This window comes from Pseudomonas sp. P42 (assembly GCF_017973755.1).
GTDB classification, from domain to species: domain Bacteria; phylum Pseudomonadota; class Gammaproteobacteria; order Pseudomonadales; family Pseudomonadaceae; genus Aquipseudomonas; species Aquipseudomonas iridis.
This window is the reverse complement of record NZ_JACOPU010000003.1, coordinates 206658-225800: the sequence shown is the minus strand read 5'-3', so window position 1 is coordinate 225800 and position 19143 is coordinate 206658. Positions and strand designations below refer to the sequence as shown.

The 19143-nt window shown below is 61.5% G+C and carries 16 protein-coding genes; 13 read left to right on the top strand and 3 right to left on the bottom strand.

All coding sequences use genetic code 11. The features are described 5' to 3' along the window. Positions 1–5 precede the first annotated feature (5 nt). The 12 genes from H8B20_RS10370 (at position 6) to madM (ending at position 14796) form a co-directional block, all read left to right on the top strand. A complete protein-coding gene (locus H8B20_RS10370; protein ID WP_210623086.1) occupies positions 6–5918 on the top strand; it encodes an Hpt domain-containing protein in 5913 nt (1970 codons plus the stop codon). Beyond that, positions 5911–6381 carry a chemotaxis protein CheW gene (locus H8B20_RS10365; protein ID WP_200616848.1) on the top strand — a complete coding sequence of 157 codons (471 nt, stop codon included), beginning with the start codon at positions 5911–5913 and terminating at the stop codon, positions 6379–6381. Before H8B20_RS10370 ends, H8B20_RS10365 begins: the two co-directional genes overlap by 8 nt. Before the next feature lie 532 nt (positions 6382–6913). Next, positions 6914–7279 carry a DUF6124 family protein gene (locus H8B20_RS10360; RefSeq protein ID WP_210623085.1) on the top strand — a complete coding sequence of 122 codons (366 nt, stop codon included), beginning with the start codon at positions 6914–6916 and terminating at the stop codon, positions 7277–7279. Between the two features lie 291 nt (positions 7280–7570). Further along, complete coding sequence (gene mdcA, locus H8B20_RS10355) at positions 7571–9241, top strand: malonate decarboxylase subunit alpha (RefSeq protein WP_115147116.1); 1671 nt, start codon at positions 7571–7573, stop codon at positions 9239–9241. Then, entirely contained in the window at positions 9241–10113 is an 873-nt protein-coding gene (locus H8B20_RS10350) for a triphosphoribosyl-dephospho-CoA synthase (protein ID WP_210623084.1), read from the top strand. The genes mdcA and H8B20_RS10350 overlap by 1 nt, the downstream gene beginning before the upstream one ends. Continuing rightward, positions 10113–10412 (top strand): malonate decarboxylase subunit delta, encoded by a 300-nt coding sequence (locus H8B20_RS10345; protein ID WP_003229075.1) that lies wholly within the window; start codon positions 10113–10115, stop codon positions 10410–10412. Before H8B20_RS10350 ends, H8B20_RS10345 begins: the two co-directional genes overlap by 1 nt. After that, positions 10405–11256: a biotin-independent malonate decarboxylase subunit beta gene (locus H8B20_RS10340; RefSeq protein ID WP_210623083.1), complete on the top strand. Its 852-nt coding sequence runs from the start codon at positions 10405–10407 to the stop codon at positions 11254–11256. The genes H8B20_RS10345 and H8B20_RS10340 overlap by 8 nt, the downstream gene beginning before the upstream one ends. Continuing rightward, positions 11253–12038: a biotin-independent malonate decarboxylase subunit gamma gene (gene mdcE / locus H8B20_RS10335; RefSeq protein WP_210623082.1), complete on the top strand. Its 786-nt coding sequence runs from the start codon at positions 11253–11255 to the stop codon at positions 12036–12038. Before H8B20_RS10340 ends, mdcE begins: the two co-directional genes overlap by 4 nt. Next, on the top strand, positions 12032–12652 hold the full coding sequence (locus H8B20_RS10330) for a malonate decarboxylase holo-ACP synthase (protein WP_210623081.1): 621 nt from the start codon (positions 12032–12034) through the stop codon (positions 12650–12652). The genes mdcE and H8B20_RS10330 overlap by 7 nt, the downstream gene beginning before the upstream one ends. Next, on the top strand, positions 12649–13569 hold the full coding sequence (mdcH, locus tag H8B20_RS10325) for a malonate decarboxylase subunit epsilon (RefSeq protein WP_210623080.1): 921 nt from the start codon (positions 12649–12651) through the stop codon (positions 13567–13569). Before H8B20_RS10330 ends, mdcH begins: the two co-directional genes overlap by 4 nt. Positions 13570–13633: 64 nt before the next feature. Further along, positions 13634–14026 (top strand): malonate transporter subunit MadL, encoded by a 393-nt coding sequence (gene madL / locus H8B20_RS10320; RefSeq protein WP_042561520.1) that lies wholly within the window; start codon positions 13634–13636, stop codon positions 14024–14026. A 5-nt stretch (positions 14027–14031) separates the two neighbouring features. Further along, positions 14032–14796, top strand: a complete 765-nt coding sequence (gene madM / locus H8B20_RS10315) for a malonate transporter subunit MadM (RefSeq protein ID WP_042562233.1) — start codon at positions 14032–14034, stop codon at positions 14794–14796. A gap of 216 nt (positions 14797–15012) precedes the next feature. Here the strand turns inward: madM and H8B20_RS10310 are convergent, their stop codons facing one another. Beyond that, on the bottom strand, positions 15013–15933 hold the full coding sequence (locus tag H8B20_RS10310; protein WP_210623079.1) for a LysR family transcriptional regulator: 921 nt from the start codon (positions 15931–15933) through the stop codon (positions 15013–15015). 214 nt (positions 15934–16147) lie between these two features. Between H8B20_RS10310 and trhA the strand changes: the two genes are divergently transcribed. After that, the gene (gene trhA / locus H8B20_RS10305; protein ID WP_115147123.1) at positions 16148–16765 is read left to right on the top strand and encodes a PAQR family membrane homeostasis protein TrhA; all 618 of its coding nucleotides are present in this window, start codon (positions 16148–16150) and stop codon (positions 16763–16765) included. Positions 16766–16857: 92 nt separating this feature from the next. On the opposite strand, the gene H8B20_RS10300 is transcribed toward trhA, so the two are convergent. Next, positions 16858–17577 carry a 16S rRNA (uracil(1498)-N(3))-methyltransferase gene (locus tag H8B20_RS10300; protein ID WP_210623078.1) on the bottom strand — a complete coding sequence of 240 codons (720 nt, stop codon included), beginning with the start codon at positions 17575–17577 and terminating at the stop codon, positions 16858–16860. 144 nt (positions 17578–17721) lie between these two features. After that, positions 17722–19128 (bottom strand): adenosylmethionine--8-amino-7-oxononanoate transaminase, encoded by a 1407-nt coding sequence (locus H8B20_RS10295; RefSeq protein ID WP_210623077.1) that lies wholly within the window; start codon positions 19126–19128, stop codon positions 17722–17724. Positions 19129–19143: the final 15 nt, after the last annotated feature.

The window sequence follows — 19143 nt, the reverse complement described above, 5'->3', positions numbered from 1 at the left end:
CGGTTATGGGTGATCGGCACGATTACGTGGCCCTCGAATGGGTCAAGGGCGAAATTGCCGAAACGCTGAAACAGGCGCATCAGGCGATCGAAGCCGTGCTCGATGATCCGCAGGCCTTTCCCGGGCTCGACGAGTGCCTGAGTTACATCCATCAGGTCCACGGCAGTTTGCAGATGGTCGAGTTCTACGGCGCGGCGTTGCTCGCCGAAGAAATGGAACATCTGGTCGAAGCCCTCCAGCACGAGCGCGTCAGCCATCGCGACGAAGCTCTGCACCTGTTGTTACAAGCCTTGGGGCAATTGCCGATTTACCTTGAGCGTGTGCAGAGCGCCCGTCGCGATCTGCCGTTGGTGGTCTTGCCGCTGATCAATGATTTGCGCAGCGCCCGTGGTGAAAGCCTGCTCTCGGAAACCAGCCTGTTCAGCCCGCAACTGCCGGAACTGGCGCCGCTGAGTGAAGAGGCGCTGGCGCTGCTAGAACCGGCCGAACTGCCGAGCGTACTGCGCAAGTTGCGCCAGACGCTGCAAATGGCGCTGGTCGGGTTGCTGCGTGAACAGGATGATCACACTCACCTCGATTATCTGGCCAAGGTCTTCAGCCGTCTCCAGGCGCTAAGCGGCGATGCGCCGTTGAGTCCGTTGTGGCAAGTTGCATCGGCATTGGTCGAAGGTATGCGTGAGGGTGTGATCGCCAACAGCCCGGCGCTACGCAGCCTGTTCAAGGATGCCGACAAAGAGCTCAAGCGCCTGCTCGAACAAGGCCTGCAAGGGCTCAATCAGCCGCCTCCTGCGGAGCTGCTCAAAAGCCTGTTGTTCTATATCGCCAAAGCCGAAAATCCCACCGGGCAGATGCTGACCATGAAAGATCGCTACTCGCTGGATGATGCTCTGCCCGACAGCGCGATGGTCGACGAAGAGCGCGCGCGCCTGGCCGGTCCCGACCGCGATGCGATGCGCTCGGTGCTCGCGGCACTGTGCGAAGAACTGGTGCGGGTCAAAGAGCGGCTCGACCTGTTCGTGCGCAGCGACCGCCAACATACGTCCGATCTGGAAAGTCTGCTGGCACCATTGCGGCAGATCGCCGATACCCTGGCCGTGCTCGGTTTCGGCCAACCGCGCAAAGTCATCATCGACCAATTGGCGGTGGTCTTGAGCATCGCCCAAGGCCAGCGTGAACCGAACGACGCGGTTCTGATGGACGTCGCCGGTGCCTTGCTCTACGTCGAAGCGACCCTGGCCGGGATGGTCGGCACCGTCGAACCGGAAAGTCCGGAAGACGCGCGCCTGCCGACCACCGACCTCACGCAGATTCATCAGATCGTGATCAAGGAAGCACGCATCTGCCTGCAACAGGCCAAGGACATGATCGTCGACTACATCGACGCCGATTGGGACCGCCAGCAGCTGCAACCGCTGCCGGCGCTGCTCACTCAGGTGCGTGGGGCGCTGGCGATGATTCCGCTTGCGCGTGCGGCGAGTCTGGTCGAGGCCTGCAACGGTTTTATTCGCGAACACCTGCTGCTCGATCCGCATGAGCCTGGCTGGGAGCAGTTGGACAACCTGGCCGATGTCATCAGCAGTCTTGAGTACTATCTGGAACGCTTGACCGACGACCCGCTGGCGCCCGGCGAGCAACTGCTGGATATCGCACAGAAGAGTCTCGCCAGCCTCGGTTTCTTTCCCAGCGAGCAGCCCGGTGAGGTCCATGTACCGGTGCTCGACGACGTGCTCAGTCCCAGCGAAGCACTGGTGATGCAGGACGCGCAGTCGCTGGACGATCCTGAAATTGTACAGTCGCTGGCCGAGGTCCTGGCCAGCCCGGTGTCGGTGCTCAACCCGCCCGCGCGGATCACGCCCGGCAGCCTGATGCCGCCACCGGCGGATGAAGAACCGGTGGATGACGAGCTGCGCGAAGTGTTCCTCGAAGAGACCGACGAGGTCCTCGAAGTCCTTCACGAATACCTGCCGCGCTGGTCGGCCAATCCGCAGGATCACGCCGCGCTGACCGAACTGCGCCGCGCCTTCCACACCTTGAAAGGCAGCGGTCGCATGGTGCGTGCGCTGATTCTCGGCGAACTGGCGTGGGCCGTGGAAAACCTGCTCAACCGCGTGCTGGAACAAAGCGTCGAACCCGGTTCGGTGGTCCAGCAACTGCTGACCGACACGGTGTTGTTGCTGCCGGAACTGATCAGCGAATTCGCCACTAATCGCCAGCGTCAGCGCAGCGATGTCGATCAACTCGCCGCGCGCGCCCATGCCTTGGCCAAGGGCGACGAACCACGGGCCGCCGAGGACGTTGATGACGTCGCGGCGCTCGATCCATTGTTGCTGGAGATCTTCCGCAACGAAGCCGAAACCCATCTCGCCAGCCTCAACCGCTTTCTCGATCAGGCCGCTGAACACGTGCCGCTGCAAGCCAGCGACGAATTGCAGCGCGCCTTGCACACGCTCAAGGGCAGCGCGTCGATGGCGGGTGTGTTGCCGATTGCCGAACTGGCTGCGCCGCTCGATCAACTGGCCCGAGAGTTCAAGGCGCATCAACTGCCGCTCGACCTCGATGAAGTGGAATTGCTCCTCGAAGCCGAGGGCCTGTTCCGTGTCGGATTACGTCAGCTCAAGCATGATCCGCTGGCGCCGATTGTCGGCGCGCAGTCACTGATCAAACGCACCGAAGCGCTGCTCGCCGAGCGTCTGGAATCGATCCTCAATGCGCCGAACACCGGCCTGCGGATCAAGCGTGATCCGCAACTGATCAACAACTTTCTTGCGCAAGGCATGGATATCCTGCTCGACGCCGAAAGCCTCTTGCAGCGCTGGCAGCAACACCCCGGCGAACGGCAGGAATTGAGCGCGCTGCTGGATGAACTGACCACCCTCGGCGAAGGCGCGCACCTGGCGGATCTGCTGCCGGTCGATGTGTTGTGCGAAGCCTTGCTCGACCTGTATGGCGCCGTGGAAGAAAGCAGCCTGGCGGTCAGCGACCGGTTCTTCCACGAAGCGCAAAACGCCCACGAAGCGCTGATCAACATGCTCGACGAGCTGGCCGCGGGCCAGGAAGTCACGCCGCAGCCTGCGCGGATTCGTGCGTTGCACGACTTGCTCGATGAGAGTCTCGATCCCTCGTCCATGGGCCTGATCCGCAGCGACGGCAGCCGCACCTTGAGCATCCGCGAACTGGGCGCCGCGACCGCTGAGCTTGCACAATCCACGTCTATCCCAGCGCCGGACGACGAGATCGTCGACATCTTCCTCGAAGAGGCCGTGGACATTCTCGACAGCGCCGGGCAAGCCTTGCAGCGCTGGTTGAACGACCCGGACAACGCCGCGCCGCTGTCCTCGTTGCAGCGCGATTTGCACACCCTCAAGGGCGGTGCGCGGATGGCTGAAGTCGAAGCCATTGGGGATCTGGCCCAAGAGTTGGAAAGCCTTTACGAAGGCCTGGTTGATCGGCGCCACAGCCACAGCGAAGCCCTCGGTCGCTTGCTGCACAAGAGCCATGAGCGTTTGGCGCTGCTGCTGGAACAGCTGCAAGACCATCAGCCGCTGAACCCGGCGCAGGATCTGATTGAGGCGATTCGGCAGTTTCGCCAAGATTCGTGCGCCAGCGTCGAAACGGCGCAACCTGCCGTCGATCACGAAGGTGCCGGGCACGATCCGGAGTTGCTGGAAATCTTCCTCGAAGAAGGTTTCGACATCATCGAAAACTCCGGCGCCGCGCTACTGCGTTGGCAGGCCGAACCGGGCAATCGCCAGGAAGTGGAAACCCTGCTGCGCGATCTGCACACCCTCAAGGGCGGCGCGCGGATGGTCGAGATCGGCCCGATCGGCGACCTTGCCCATGAGCTGGAATACCTTTACGAAAGTCTCTCCGCCGGCACGTTACAAGCGTCGACCGAGTTGTTCGCATTGGTCCAGCGCGGCCACGACCGACTGGCGCAAATGCTCGACGCCGTGCGCGCCGGGCAACCGTGCCCGCCGGCGGATCGGCTGATCAATGCGATTCAGAATTTCAGTCATCCAGCGACGCTGGAAACCCCGCCGCCGTTGCCGCTTGCGGTCAAGACCGAGGCCGCGCCACCTGCCGTCGACGCCAGCGCTGACATGGTCAAGGTCTCCGCCGAACTGCTCGACGAACTGGTCAACCTGGCCGGGGAAACCTCGATTTTCCGCGGGCGTATCGAACAGCAAGTCAACGACGCGCAGATAGCGCTCAACGAGATGGAAACCACCATCGAGCGTATGCGCGATCAACTGCGTCGCCTCGACACCGAAACCCAGGGACGGATTCTCAGCCGGCAGCAGGTCGATGCCGAGCGCCTTGGCTATGAAGAATTCGATCCGCTGGAAATGGACCGTCATTCGCAGTTGCAGCAACTGTCGCGAGCGCTGTTCGAATCCGCCTCGGACTTGCTCGACCTCAAGGAAACCCTCGACCGACGCAACCACGACGCCGAGAACCTGCTGCAACAACAGGGACGGATCAACACCGAATTGCAGGAAGGCCTGATGCGTACACGCATGGTGCCTTTCGAACGTCTGTTGCCGCGCCTCAAACGTATCGTCCGTCAGGTGGCTGAAGAGCTGAACAAGGACGTTGCGTTCGTCGTCGGCAATGCCGAAGGCGAGATGGACCGCAACGTCCTCGAGCGCATGGTCGCGCCGCTGGAACACATGCTGCGCAACGCCGTCGACCATGGTCTGGAATCTGCCGAGGTACGCCAGGCCTGCGGGAAACCGACGCAAGGACAAATCAGCCTCGACCTGTCGCGCGAGGGTGGCGACATCGTTTTCGACATTCGCGACGATGGCGCGGGTGTGCCGCTGGAAGCCGTGCGGCGCAAGGCGATAAAGCGCGGCTTGCTGGCCCCCAACGCCGAGATCAGCGACCGCGATGTGTTGCAGTTCATCCTTCAGCCGGGGTTTTCCACCGCCGAAAAAATTACCCAGATTTCCGGGCGTGGCGTCGGCATGGACGTGGTTCACGAGGAGGTCCGCCAACTGGGCGGCAGCATGAGCATCGACTCGGTGCCGGGGCAGGGCGTGCACTTCCGCATCCGTTTGCCGTTCACGGTGTCCGTCAATCGCGCGTTGATGGTGCAGTGCGCAGAGGATCAATACGCGATTCCGCTGAACACCATTGAAGGCATCGTCCGTGTCTTGCCGAATGACCTCGAAGGACATTTCCGTCTCGACCCGCCGAGTTATCAGTACGGCGGCCAACGCTATGAGTTGTGCTATCTGGGCGAACTGCTGAAAACCGCGCCACGGCCGAAACTGCTCGGCCAGAATCTGCCATTGCCGGTGCTGCTGGTGCATTACAACGATCGGCACATTGCGGTGCAGGTTGATGCCATGGCGGGTACTCGAGAGATTGTGGTGAAGAGCCTCGGCGCGCAGTTCGCGGCGGTGCAGGGTGTGTCCGGCGCGACGATTCTCGGTGATGGTCGGGTCGTGTTGATTCTTGATTTGCTCGCGCCGATCCGCGCGATGCAGGCGCGCGTTACGCAGCATCCGACGCGCCCGGAAATCGACAGCGAGTCGCAGAAACCGCTGCTGGTGATGGTGGTCGACGACTCGGTGACGGTACGCAAGGTCACCAGCCGTTTGCTTGAGCGCCACGGCATGAACGTACTGACCGCCAAGGATGGTGTCGACGCCATGCTCCTGCTCGAAGAACACATGCCCGACCTGATGCTGCTCGACATCGAAATGCCGCGCATGGACGGTTTCGAAGTGGCGACCCAGGTGCGCAACGACGAACGTCTGCAACACCTGCCGATCATCATGATCACCTCGCGCACCGGGCAGAAACACCGCGACCGCGCCATGGCCATCGGCGTCAACGACTACCTCGGCAAGCCGTATCAGGAATCGGTGCTGCTCGAAAGCATTGCCCACTGGAGCAAGAAACATGCATGAGCGCCGGCACAACCCGCGCACCAGCCAACTTACCGGGCTGCTGCTGCCGCTGGCGGATCGCAATTTGATCCTGCCGAACGTGGCAGTCGCGGAGCTGATCGACTATCAGGCCAGCGCCTTCGATCTGGATACGCCGCCGTGGTATCTGGGGCGGGTGATGTGGCGTGAGCGGCAGATTCCGCTGTTGAGTTTTGAATCTGCCTGCGGGCAAAAAATCGTGATTGGCGAGCGGGCGCGGATCGTGATTCTCAATGCGCTGGGCGGGCTGCCGGAGCTCAAGTTCATTGCGCTGCTGGTGCAGGGGATTCCTCGGTCTTACAAACTCGACAGTCAGTTGAGTTACGTTGATGTGCCGTTGTGTGCGCTGGAGCAGGCAGCGGTGCAGGTGGGGGAGCAGGTGGCGAAGGTGCCGGATTTGTTGGCACTTGAGCAGTTGTTGGTGGAGGCGGGGCTTGTCCATTGATCCAGCATTTGTGGTGCTCTGAATGGCCCTATCGCTGGCAAGCCAGCTCCCACAGTGTCCGAGTTGTATTCGAATCTTGTGAACCACACAAAACCCTGTGGGAGCTGGCTTGCCAGCGATGAGGCCAGTCGCGTGGCCAGATGCCGACAGGCAAATCCGCAACTTCTGTAGTGCAATAAACCCTTTCCGGCGCTGATGTTTAAAGACACTCGGTGTTACGCCCAGGAGCCTACAAATCCTTGCGCCGCTGCCTACGCATGCACCAGAATCCGCCGGCTTGTGCGCCCAGGGCTGGCTGCGTAACTTGGATCGGGTCACTGATTCGCAGTGATCGGGTTTAGCAGCCCGGCTCGTCCTTACCTCGGTTGCACAAATCTCATCCAGTCAGGCATTCGCCTGTACTTGATGGTGGCTGTGCGCATGGCGCCTTCGGGTGCGCCGGGTTGGGGTTTGACCGGTCTGCTAACTTGCGCACAGCCGCCACCCTATCGTTTAGCAGCGGGATGGTGCGGCCTCACAGAGGTTCATCCCCATGTTCAAACCAACGCCTAACCCGCCGGTCACAGACCCGGCATCCCCCTACGAATCGCCCGATTCCAAGAAACTCCACGAAGCCGCCGAGCGCGCCCTCGACCATTACCTCGGCCCACCGACCGCCGAAATCATGGCCGCACCCTACAAGCCCAACAAGCTGTACATGACAGACCCCGAAGCTGATACCGAGTCACTGCTGGCCGACGCCAGCGAAACCCTCGGCTCGGCCACCGTCATGCTGCACAACCATGTGGCGATGGTCGAAGGCACCCACCGCAAAACCCTGCAAGGTATCGCGCAAGTGGTAATGCTGGCGGAGCTGGCGGTCAATCGGGTGCTGGACAGGTTAGTGCCAACCGAGTAAGCCAAAAGCCCCTCACCCCAGCCCTCTCCCGGAGGGAGACGGGGCCGATCGCAGTGTCTGGCGTTATGCACCGACCTGAAAACCCGGTCGATTATGGATTCGGTAAAGCACAATCAGGTCAGCGTATTTCTTGAGCATCCCCCAATCGGTCCCCTCTCCCTCCGGGAGAGGGCTAGGGTGAGGGTGTTCTTGATCATTACGCCAAGCGTAATGATTCACCACCCTGCTTGATTGATGGACCCATTCCACACGCCTAACTTAGCTCCACGACAGCGAACCCGTGGAGTGAGCATGACAACAACAATTTCCCCCGACTCGCGCTGGACGCGGCGGCGCGATGAGAAGCAGCGCCGTCTCGACAAGGTGCGTGGGCTGGCCGACGGTGTGGTGTTGCCCACCGACAAGATCGTCGCGGCGCTTGAGGCGTTGATCCTGCCCGGCGACCGTGTAGTGCTGGAGGGCAATAACCAGAAGCAGGCGGACTTCCTCTCTCGCTCTCTCGCCAAGGCTGATCCCGAAAAGCTCCACAACCTGCACATGATCATGCCCAGCGTCGGCCGCTCCGAGCACCTCGACCTGTTCGAACGCGGCATCGCTCGCAAGCTGGATTTCTCCTTCGCCGGCACCCAGAGCCTGCGCATCAGTCAGTTGCTTGAGGACGGGTTGCTGGAAGTCGGCGCGATCCACACCTACATCGAACTCTACGCACGGCTGGTGGTGGACCTGATTCCCAACGTCGTGCTCTCGGCCGGATTCATGGCCGACCGTGCCGGCAACATCTATACCGGCCCAAGCACCGAAGACACCCCGGCGCTTATCGAACCGGCAGCGTTCAGCGACGGCATCGTCATCGTCCAGGTCAATCAACTGGTCGACGATGTCAGCGAACTGCCCCGCGTGGACATTCCTGCGTCATGGGTCGATTTTGTGGTGGTGGCCGACAAGCCGTTCTACATCGAACCGCTGTTCACCCGCGACCCGCGTCACATCAAGCCTGTGCATGTGTTGATGGCGATGATGGCGATCCGCGGCATCTACGAAAAACACAACGTGCAGTCGCTCAACCACGGCATCGGTTTCAACACCGCGGCCATCGAACTGATCCTGCCGACCTACGGCGAATCCCTTGGCCTCAAGGGCAAGATCTGCCGCAACTGGACGCTCAACCCGCACCCGACGCTGATCCCGGCGATTGAAAGTGGCTGGGTTGAAAGCGTGCATTGCTTCGGCACCGAACTGGGCATGGAAAATTACATCGCCGCCCGGCCAGACGTGTTCTTCACCGGTCGCGACGGCTCGCTGCGTTCCAACCGGATGTTCTGCCAACTGGCCGGGCAGTACGCGGTGGATCTGTTTATCGGCGCGACATTGCAGGTCGATGGAGACGGCCATTCTTCCACCGTTACCCGTGGCCGACTCGCCGGTTTCGGTGGCGCACCGAACATGGGCCACGACCCGCGTGGCCGCCGCCACGGCACGCCTGCATGGCTCGATATGCGCCACGACGACTCGCAGCAACCGATGCTCGAACGCGGCAAGAAACTCGTGGTGCAAATGGTCGAGACGTTCCAGGAGGGCGGCAAACCGACCTTCGTCGAAACCCTCGATGCGGTGGAAGTGGCGAAGAAGAGCGGCATGCCGCTGGCGCCGATCATGATTTACGGCGACGACGTGACCCACCTGCTGACCGAAGAAGGCATCGCTTACCTCTATAAAGCGCGTTCGCTGGAAGAGCGCCAAGCGATGATCGCAGCTGTTGCGGGCGTCACCGCCATTGGCCTGCGCCACAACCCCAAAGACACCGAGCGCATGCGCCGCGAGGGCTTGATCGCCTTGCCCGAAGACCTCGGCATCCGTCGCACTGACGCCACCCGCGAACTGCTGGCGGCGAAGAGCGTGGCCGATCTGGTCGAGTGGTCCGGCGGCCTCTACAACCCGCCCGCCAAGTTCAGGAGCTGGTAATGCACGCATTCAACCTGCAAACGAAACCTCTGAGCCTGGCCGAGCGACTGGCGGATCTGGCGGTCGACGCATTGATCGACGAAGCGGATCTGTCCCCGAAACCGGCACTGGTGGATCGTCGTGGCAACGGCGCGCACACCGATCTGCACCTGGGCCTGATGCACGCTTCGGCGCTGTCGTTGTGGCCAGCGTTCAAGGAGATGGCCGAAGCGGCTGTCGACATTGGCGAAGTCGGTTTGCCGTTGCGCGAAGCGGTTGGTCGGATTGGCCGTGAAGGCGAGCAAGCGATGCTCGCGACCACTCACGGCGTGAATACCCATCGCGGCGCGATCTGGGCGTTGGGCCTGATCGTGTCAGCGGCGGCACTGGACGCGAAATCCAGCACGGTCGGTACAGTTTCCGTGAGGGCCGCACGTCTGGCGCTGCTCGATGATCGCTATGCACCGCGCCCGCTAAGTCACGGCGCGCAAGTCGCACTGCGGTACGGCGCACGCGGTGCTCGCGAAGAAGCGCAACTGGGTTTTCCGTCGGTGCTGCAACGTGGCTTGCCGCAACTCAAAAGCAGTCGCGCCCGTGGTCACGGCGAACAGAACGCCCGGCTCGACGCTTTGCTGGCGATCATGACTGACCTGGCTGACACCTGCGTGCTCTATCGCGCCGGCGAAGCGGGGTTGCAAGCCATGCAGCAAGGCGCGCAAGCGGTGCTGGATGCCGGCGGTAGCGCCAGCCTCACCGGCCGCCGTCGACTGCACGAACTGGATCAACAACTCATCGCATTGAATGCCTCGCCCGGTGGCGCCGCCGACTTGCTCGCCGCCACGCTACTGCTCGACCGAATCGAGCGCGACGGCCTCTTTCAGGGAGCGTTTTGATGGAAACCCTATCGTTTGAATTCCCTGCCGGGCAGCCGCCACGCGGTCGCGCGCTGGTCGGTTGTGTTGGCTCGGGCGACCTGGAAGTGCTGATCGAACCGGGACTGGCCGGCAAGTTGACGATCAACGTGCAGACCTCGGTCAACGGCGCGCAGCAGCGCTGGCAGCACTTGTTTGCGCGGATGTTCGACGGCACCACGCCGCCCGCCATGGCCATCGATATCCACGATTTCGGCGCGACGCCGGGTGTGGTGCGGTTGCGTCTGGAGCAAGGTTTCGAGGAGATCGGCCATGACTGACAGCGCAGCGCTTTTGCACAAACACAGCTTCGTTGAACTCGGCGCGCGGCAACGGGCGAAAGCCTTGCTCGATGCCGGCACCTTTCGCGAATTGCTTGACCCGTTCCAGCGCGTCATGTCGCCATGGCTTGAACGCCAGGGCGTGGTGCCGCAGGCCGATGACGGCGTGGTGATCGGCAAGGGCAGCGTCGATGGCCTGCCGGTGGTGATCGCCGCCATCGAAGGCGCGTTTCAGGGCGGCAGCCTCGGCGAAGTCGGCGGGGCGAAGATTGCCGGCGCGCTGGAGCTGGCCGCCGAGGACAACCGCAAAGGCATCCCGACCCGCGCCATATTGCTGCTGGAAACCGGTGGCGTGCGTTTGCAGGAAGCCAATCTCGGCTTGGCGGCGATTGCCGATATTCACGCGGCAATTGTCGATTTGCAGCAGTACCAACCGGTCGTCGGTGTGGTGGCGGGCAGCGTGGGTTGCTTTGGCGGCATGTCGATTGCCGCTGCGCTGTGCAGCTATCTGCTGGTGACCCAGGAAGCACGCCTTGGCCTGAACGGCCCGCAAGTGATCGAGCAGGAAGCCGGGATCGAAGAATACGACTCTCGCGACCGGCCATTTATCTGGAGCCTGACCGGTGGCGAGCAGCGTTTCGCCAGTGGGTTGGTGGACCGTTATGTCGCCGATGATGTGGCGCAGATTCGTCAGCAGGTCGGTGAACTGTTGCAGCAAGATTTGCCGACGCAACCGCGCAGTCAGCGCGCCGAGTGGTTCCTGCAGCGTCTGGCCAGCCTCGACACTGACAAGCAAATCGAGCCTTCGGTGGTTCGCGATCTGTATCAAGGAGAGCGCTCATGAGTAGCTATTCCGTGCGCGGTTTGAACTGGTTCAACGCGTTGAGCGCTGGCGCCGTAGAGGTCGAAGGGTTGCCGTCATCGTTGAAAGTTGCCGATGGCCAGCTCGGGCGTTTTATCGCCGTGGTCGCTGACCCGGACAATCGCTTTCCCCGTGCTCGAAACGGTGAAGTCGGGCTGTTGGAAGGCTGGGGTTTGGCCAAGGCTGTGGATGACGCGATCACGGCTGACCGCGACAAATCACAGAAGCGCCCACTGATCGCCATCGTCGATGTACCCAGCCAGGCCTATGGTCGTCGCGAAGAAGCACTGGGCATTCATCAGGCTTTGGCCGGTGCTGCGGACAGTTATGCCCGCGCACGTTTGGCCGGGCACCCGGTGATTGGGCTTCTGGTGGGCAAAGCGATGTCCGGGGCGTTTCTTGCCCACGGTTATCAGGCCAACCGGTTGATTGCCCTGCGCGATCCCGGCGTGATGGTGCACGCGATGGGCAAGGCTTCGGCGGCGCGGGTCACGTTGCGCAGCGTCGAAGAACTCGAAGCACTGGCCGCCAGCGTGCCGCCGATGGCTTATGACATCGACAGCTATGCCAGCCTCGGCTTGCTCTGGGAAACCCTGTCGGTGCAGCAGATCGAACAGCCGACAGCCGAGGATCTGGCCCGGGTGACTGAATGCCTGAACCAAGCGATCAACGATGTCAGCGGCAATGATCTGAGCGGTCGTCTCGGTGCGAACAATCGTGAAGCTTCCAGCCGCGTACGCGAACTGCTGAGGGCGCAGTGGTGAACATGCCTCTGGCCCACGACCTGCTCTGGGGCATGACGCCTGCGCAGTTGCCGGTGGATGCGCCGCAGTGGGCGGTTGAATCGCTCAAGGTCGGGCAACCGGTGGTGGTGCGCCGGGCAATGAGCGCTGATGGTTTTGTTGCCGTTGGCGTGCGCGGTGTTTTGCGCGAGCAGCGGTTGGCGGCGTTCATGGCAGTCGATTCGATTGCCTGTCGGGTCAGTCCGGAAGCGCTTTGTCATGTCGACAGTGATCGCAAACTGCCGGCCCTGCGCGCGCTCGAACAGTTGCGGCCGATGCTCGATGAGTGCGGTTGGGTCTGGGGCGTCAGTGGCAGTGCCGGGTTTGAACTGGCCAGTGGTTTTACGGCGATGCATGAGGGCAGCGATCTCGATCTGATCCTGCGTACGCCGCACCTGTTGGCGCGTAATCAGGCGCGCGAACTGGTAGCGCTTTTCGATCAGGCAGCCTGCCGGGTCGACATGCAATTGCAGACGCCATTCGGCGCGGTGGCCCTGCGCGAATGGGCTGGCCCCTCAGCGCGGGTGCTGCTGAAAAACGCCCATCAGGCGTGTCTGGTGGCAGATCCATGGAATGTGCAGGAGCAGGCAGCGTGAGCAGCCTTTTGGTGTTCCCAGGCCAAGGCGCGCAGCAACCGGGCATGCTCCAGCGGTTGCCCCGGGAAACCTTGGTCGAGGCCAGCGATGTGCTCGGCGAAAACGTGTTGCTGCTCGATTCTGCCGAAGCGTTGCGCACGACAAGGGCGGTTCAGTTGTGTCTGTTGATCGCAGGCACAGCCGCTTCGCGGCAACTGCTGCAGCACGGGCTCACGGCGGATTACGTCGCAGGTTTGTCCATCGGCGCTTACCCGGCAGCGGTGGTGGCGGGTGCCTTGAGCTTCAGCGATGCACTGCATCTGGTCAGCCTGCGCGGTGAGTTGATGCAGCAGGCTTATCCACAGGGCTTTGGCATGACCGCGATTATCGGCTTGCAGTTGTCCACAGTCGAAGCGTTGCTGGTGCAGGTTCACAGCGCCGAAACGCCGGTTTATCTGGCCAACATCAACGCCGATAACCAAGTGGTCATTGCTGGCAGTGACAAGGCGATGCAAGCGGTTGCCGAACTGGCGCGCAGTCGTGGCGCGGGGCTGGCGAAACGTCTGGCGGTCAGCGTGCCGTCGCATTGTCCGCTGCTGGATCAACCGGCTCAGGCCCTCGCTGAAGCCTTCGCCAAAATACAACTGCAAACTCCGAAAATCGCTTACCTGAGTGGCAGCCGGGCGCGCCCGGTGACTAAGGTCGATGCCCTGCGCGACGACCTCGCTTTCAACATGTGCCGCGTAGTGGACTGGCGCGGCACCGTGCAAAGCGCCTACGAGCGCGGCGTACGGCTACAGATCGAACTGCCGCCCGGTGCGGTGCTGACCGGGCTGGCGCGCCGGGTGTTCGAATCAGGCACTGTCACTGCCTTCGACAGTGCTCGCCTCGACACCTTGCAGGCGCTGTTGCGTGAGGAGGGTAGCCGCCGAACCTAAAACGCCGACTCAAGCTTCGAACAACAAAAACAACATTCGACGATGCACTTTGAGGACTACAACAATGATTATTTACGGTGTGGCGTTTCTCGCCTTTTGTACGCTGGTGGGTATCTGGGTCGGTGAACTGCTCGGCAAGCTGATCGGCGTGCCGGCCAACGTCGGCGGCGTCGGCATTGCGATGCTGCTGTTGATCGGCCTGGGCAGTTATCTGAACAAAACCGGCTGGCTCAAGGGCAAGACTGAACAGGGAGTCGAGTTCTGGAGTGCGATCTACATTCCGATCGTGGTCGCCATGGCGGCGCAGCAAAACGTTTACGGCGCACTGAAGGGCGGGCCGATGGCGATTCTGGCGGGGACGCTGGCTGTGGTGATTGCGTTTGCCATGGTGCCGGTGCTGGTACGCCTTGGTAACAAGGAGTCGACCGCCGTCATTCCACCCAAGACTGTGGGGTGATCGCCATGTACGAATCATTGATGAAAGTCATCACCGGTTACGGCCTGATCAGCGGTTTCCTGATTGTCGGCCTGACCATGTGGGTGTCCTACTGGATGTCCAACACCTTCACCAAGGGCCGGTTGCACGGTTCGGCGATCGCCATTCTGCTCGGGCTGGTGTTGTCCTACGTTGGCGGTGCGCTGACCGGTGGGCAGAAAGGCGTGGTGGATATTCCACTGTTGTCCGGTATCGGTTTGCTGGGCGGAGCGATGCTGCGCGATTTCGCCATCGTTGCCACGGCGTTCGGCGTGAGTGTTGAAGAGCTCAAGCGGGCCGGGTTTGTCGGTGTACTGGCGCTGTTTGTCGGGGTGGGCACGTCGTTTGTCGCCGGTGTAGGTGTGGCGATGGCATTCGGTTATACCGATGCGGTGAGCCTGACCACCATCGGCGCGGGGGCGGTGACTTACATTGTCGGCCCGGTGACCGGTGCGGCGATTGGTGCCAGTTCTGAAGTCATGGCGCTGTCGATTGCCGCGGGGTTGATCAAGGCCATTCTGGTGATGGTGATGACGCCGTTCGTAGCGCCGATGATCGGCTTGAACAACCCGCGCAGTGCGGTGATCTTCGGCGGGTTGATGGGCACTTCCAGTGGCGTGGCTGGCGGGCTGGCGGCGACGGATCCGAAGCTGGTGCCTTACGGTTGTCTGACGGCGGCGTTCTATACCGCGCTTGGGTGTTTGCTTGGGCCTTCGGTGTTGTTTTTGGTGATGCGGGGGTTGGTGGGTTAACGGCCGCCTGAAAAGCAAACCCTAACCCTCCCGAAACGTCGGGCCGCCCGGAGGGAGAGGGGACTGACCGAGGTGGATGTTGAAGGTGCATCGACCTGAAATTTCTGTGTCGAACTCCGGTTCTGAAAAGCCCCCGATCAGCTCCCTTTCCCCCTCGCCCCCTTGGGGGAGAGGGCTGGGGTGAGGGGGTAGCTCTTGATCTTGATCTGCTCCCAGTCAAACCCCAGCCTGCCGATTCGCATACATCCGACACTCCGCCAACAACGCGAGCAAATTCGGATCGCGCTCCTTGGCCTTCAAAAACACCACGCCGATGTGCTGCTGCAACCGATACTTTTCCTGCAGCGGAATCAGCTTGACCCGGTTCTCGTACACCGCCGCAATCCGCCCCGGCAGCAACGCATAACCCACGCCGGAACTGACCATGCTCAGCAGCGTGAAGATGTCATTCACCTGCATCGCCACCTTCGGCTCGAACCCCGCCTGCTTGAACACCCGATTGCCGTCCTGATGGGTCGCGAAGCCCTGGGTCAAGGTGATAAAGGTTTCATCGCGTACGTCCGCCAGATCAACTTCACTGCGCTGGGCAAATCTTGAATCGGCAGGGGTGGCGAGGAAAATGTCATCGGAAAACAGTGCAATCTGCTCGCAATCCGGGTCGTTGATTCTGTCGTCCAGCGACACCAGAATCGCGTCGATTTCCATGTTTTTCAGCTTGTAGAGCAGGTCGATGTTCGAGCCAAGAATCAGGTCGATGTTGAGTTCGCTGCGGCGGATCTTCAGGCCCATGATCAGTTGCGGCACGGTTTTCACGGTCAGTGAATACAGCGAGCCGAGCTTGAAGCGTTCGGCGGAGAACCCGGCGGCCTCGCGGGTCAGGCGTACGCTTTCGACCACGTCCTGGATCAGCTTCTGCGCGCGCTCCTCCAGTACATAGGCGCTTTCCAGCGGCGTCAGGTTGCGGCCTTCGTGTTTGAACAGCGGGCAGCGCAGGGCGCTTTCCAGCGAGTGAATCGCGCGGTGCACGCTGACGTTGCTGGTCTGCAACTCGGCAGCGGCACGGGCGAGATTGCCGGTGCGCATGAAAGCGAGGAACACCTCGAGTTTTTTCAGGGTCAACTCTTCGTCGATCAGCATGGCGCGGACTCTTTTTGGTATCGGCCGATTGTGCACGGTAAACGCGGCCCTTTGTAGGAGCTGCCGCAGGCTGCGATCTTTTGCCTTTGAAGATCAAAAGATCGCAGCCTGCGGCAGCTCTTACGCGGATTCATGTTGAACGGAAACATTGCGCTTTTACGCTCAAGGCCCGAGCCTTGCGCACTGCGGTAATGAATTTTGAGGTGAGCAATAGATGTATCACGGAGAACGATTGAACGCCTGGACGCATCTGGTCGGGGCAGTGGCGGCTTTTATCGGTGGTGTGTGGATGCTGGTCATCGCCTGCCTCGATGGCAGTCCATGGAAGATCGTCAGTGTGGCGATTTACGCGTTTACCCTGCTGGTGTTGTACAGCGCATCGACCGTGTACCACAGCGTGCGCGGGCGCAAGAAAGAGATCATGAAGAAGGTCGATCACTTCTCGATCTATCTGCTGATCGCCGGCAGCTACACGCCGTTTTGCCTGGTGACCTTGCGCGGGGTGTGGGGCTGGACGCTGTTCGGGATTGTCTGGGGGCTGGCGCTGATCGGCATTCTGCAAGAGATCAAACCGCGTTCCGAGGCGCGGATTCTGTCCATCGTGATCTATGCGGTGATGGGCTGGATCGTGCTGGTGGCAGTCAAGCCGTTACTGGCGGCGTTGGGCGCGACGGGTTTCGCGTGGCTGGCGACGGGCGGGGTTTTGTACACCGTGGGGATTATCTTTTTTGCCCTGGATCATCGTCTGCGGCATGCGCACGGGATCTGGCATTTGTTTGTGATTGCCGGGAGTCTGCTGCACTTTATCGCGATTATGTTTTACGTCCTGTGAAGCAAGATCAAAAGATCGCAGCCTGCGGCAGCTCCTACATTTGGAATGCGTACCCCTGTAGGAGCTGCCGCAGGCTGCGATCTTTTGGGGTCCTAGAAATCACCCCAAAGTTGCTGGGCCACCGCCAACGCCACCACCGGCGCCGTCTCGGTGCGCAACACTCGCGGTCCGAGGCGGGCAGCGTGAAAACCATTGCCCTTGGCCTGCTCGACCTCGGCCTCGGACAAGCCGCCCTCGGGCCCGATCAGAAACGCCAGTGTCGAAGGTTTGGCATGGCTCACCAGTGGCTCGGCCACCGGGTGCAGCACCAGTTTCAACTCGGCTTCGGTCTGCTTGATCCAGTCCGCCAGCAGTACCGGTGGGTGAATCACCGGTACCCGCGAACGACCACATTGCTCACATGCGCTGATCGCCACCTGACGCCAATGCTGCAGGCGTTTGTCAGCGCGCTCGTCTTTGAGGCGAACTTCACAGCGATCGCTGAAGATCGGCGTGATTTCATTGACGCCCAGTTCGGTGGCTTTCTGGATCGCCCAGTCCATCCGCTCGCCGCGGGACAAGCCCTGGCCGAGATGGATTTGCAGCGGTGATTCGATCTGTCCGGCGAACTGTTCGTCGATCTGCACCACTACGCGTTTCTTGCCGACTTCCAGCAAGGAACCGCGAAACTCATGGCCGGAACCGTCGAACATCTGCACCGCATCGCCCTCGGCCATGCGCAGCACGCGGCTGATGTAATGTGCCTGCGCTTCCGGCAATTCGTGTTGGCCGGTGCTTAGCGGGGCATCGATAAAGAAGCGGGACAGTCTCATGCGGGGTCTCTGTAAAAAGTGTAAAAATCTGGCGGCCCCATCGCTGGCAAGCCAGCTCCCACAAGGACTTGCGCAGACCCTGTGGGAGCTGGCTTGCCAGCGATGACGGTAGTCCGGTCACCGCTGAAGCTTAAGTGAAATAGATCAGCCCGGATCACGGAAACCGGGGTGGAAATCCTTCGGCACGGCCACGCTGACGCTGTCACGGGTGGCGATGTCGATGCCTTCGCTGGCGACTTCGGCGAGGAAGTCGATCTGCTCCGGCGTGATCACGTACGGCGGCAGGAAGTACACCACGCTGCCGAGTGGACGCAGCAGCGCGCCACGCTCCAGCGCATGCTGGAACACCTTCAGACCGCGGCGATCCTGCCAAGGGTAGGCCTCTTTGGTGGCTTTATCCTTGACCATCTCGATGGCCAGGACCATGCCGGTCTGACGCACTTCGCTGACGTTCGGGTGATCGACCAGGTGCGCCGTCGCCGACGCCATGCGCTGAGCGAGTGCCTTGTTGTTCTCGATCACGTTGTCCTGCTCGAAGATATCCAGCGTCGCCAACGCCGCCGCACACGCCAGCGGATTGCCGGTGTAGCTGTGCGAGTGGAGGAAGGCGCGCAGGGTTGGATAGTCGTCGTAGAACGCGCTGTAGACATCGTCGGTGGTCAGGCACGCGGCCAGCGGCAGGTAGCCGCCGGTCAGGGCCTTGGACAGGCAGAGGAAGTCCGGGCGAATGCCGGCCTGCTCGCAGGCGAACATCGTCCCTGTGCGGCCAAAGCCAACGGCGATTTCGTCGAGGATCAGGTGCACGCCGTAACGGTCGCAGGCCTCGCGCAACAGTTTGAGGTACACCGGGTGGTACATGCGCATGCCGCCGGCGCCCTGAATCAGTGGTTCGACGATCACTGCCGCAACGCTGTCATGGTTCTCGGCCAATGTCTGTTCCATCGCCGCGAACATATTGCGCGTGTGCTCTTCCCAGCTCATGCCTTGCGGACGCCCGTAGCAGTCCGGGCTCGGCACCTTGATGGTGTCCATCAGCAGGGCTTTGTAGGTTTCGGTGAACAGCGGCACGTCGCCGACCGCCATCGCCGCCATGGTTTCGCCGTGGTAGCTGTTGGTCAGGGTGACGAAGCGTTTCTTGGCCGGCATGCCGCGGTTGAGCCAGTAGTGAAAGCTCATTTTCAGCGCGACTTCGATGCAGGACGAACCGTTATCGGCGTAGAACACCCGGTTCAGGCCTTCCGGCGTCATCTTCACCAGACGTTCGGACAGCTCGATCACCGGTTGATGGCTGAAACCGGCGAGAATCACGTGCTCCAGTTGATCGACCTGATCCTTGACGCGCTGGTTGATCCGCGGGTTGGCGTGGCCGAACACGTTGACCCACCACGAGCTGACTGCGTCGAGGTAGCGCTTGCCTTCGAAATCTTCGAGCCAGACGCCTTCGCCGCGCTTGATCGGGATCAGCGGCAGTTGTTCGTGGTCTTTCATCTGGGTGCAGGGATGCCACAACACCGCGAGATCGCGTTGCATCCACTGATTATTAAGGCCCATTTACAGTCTCCTCGA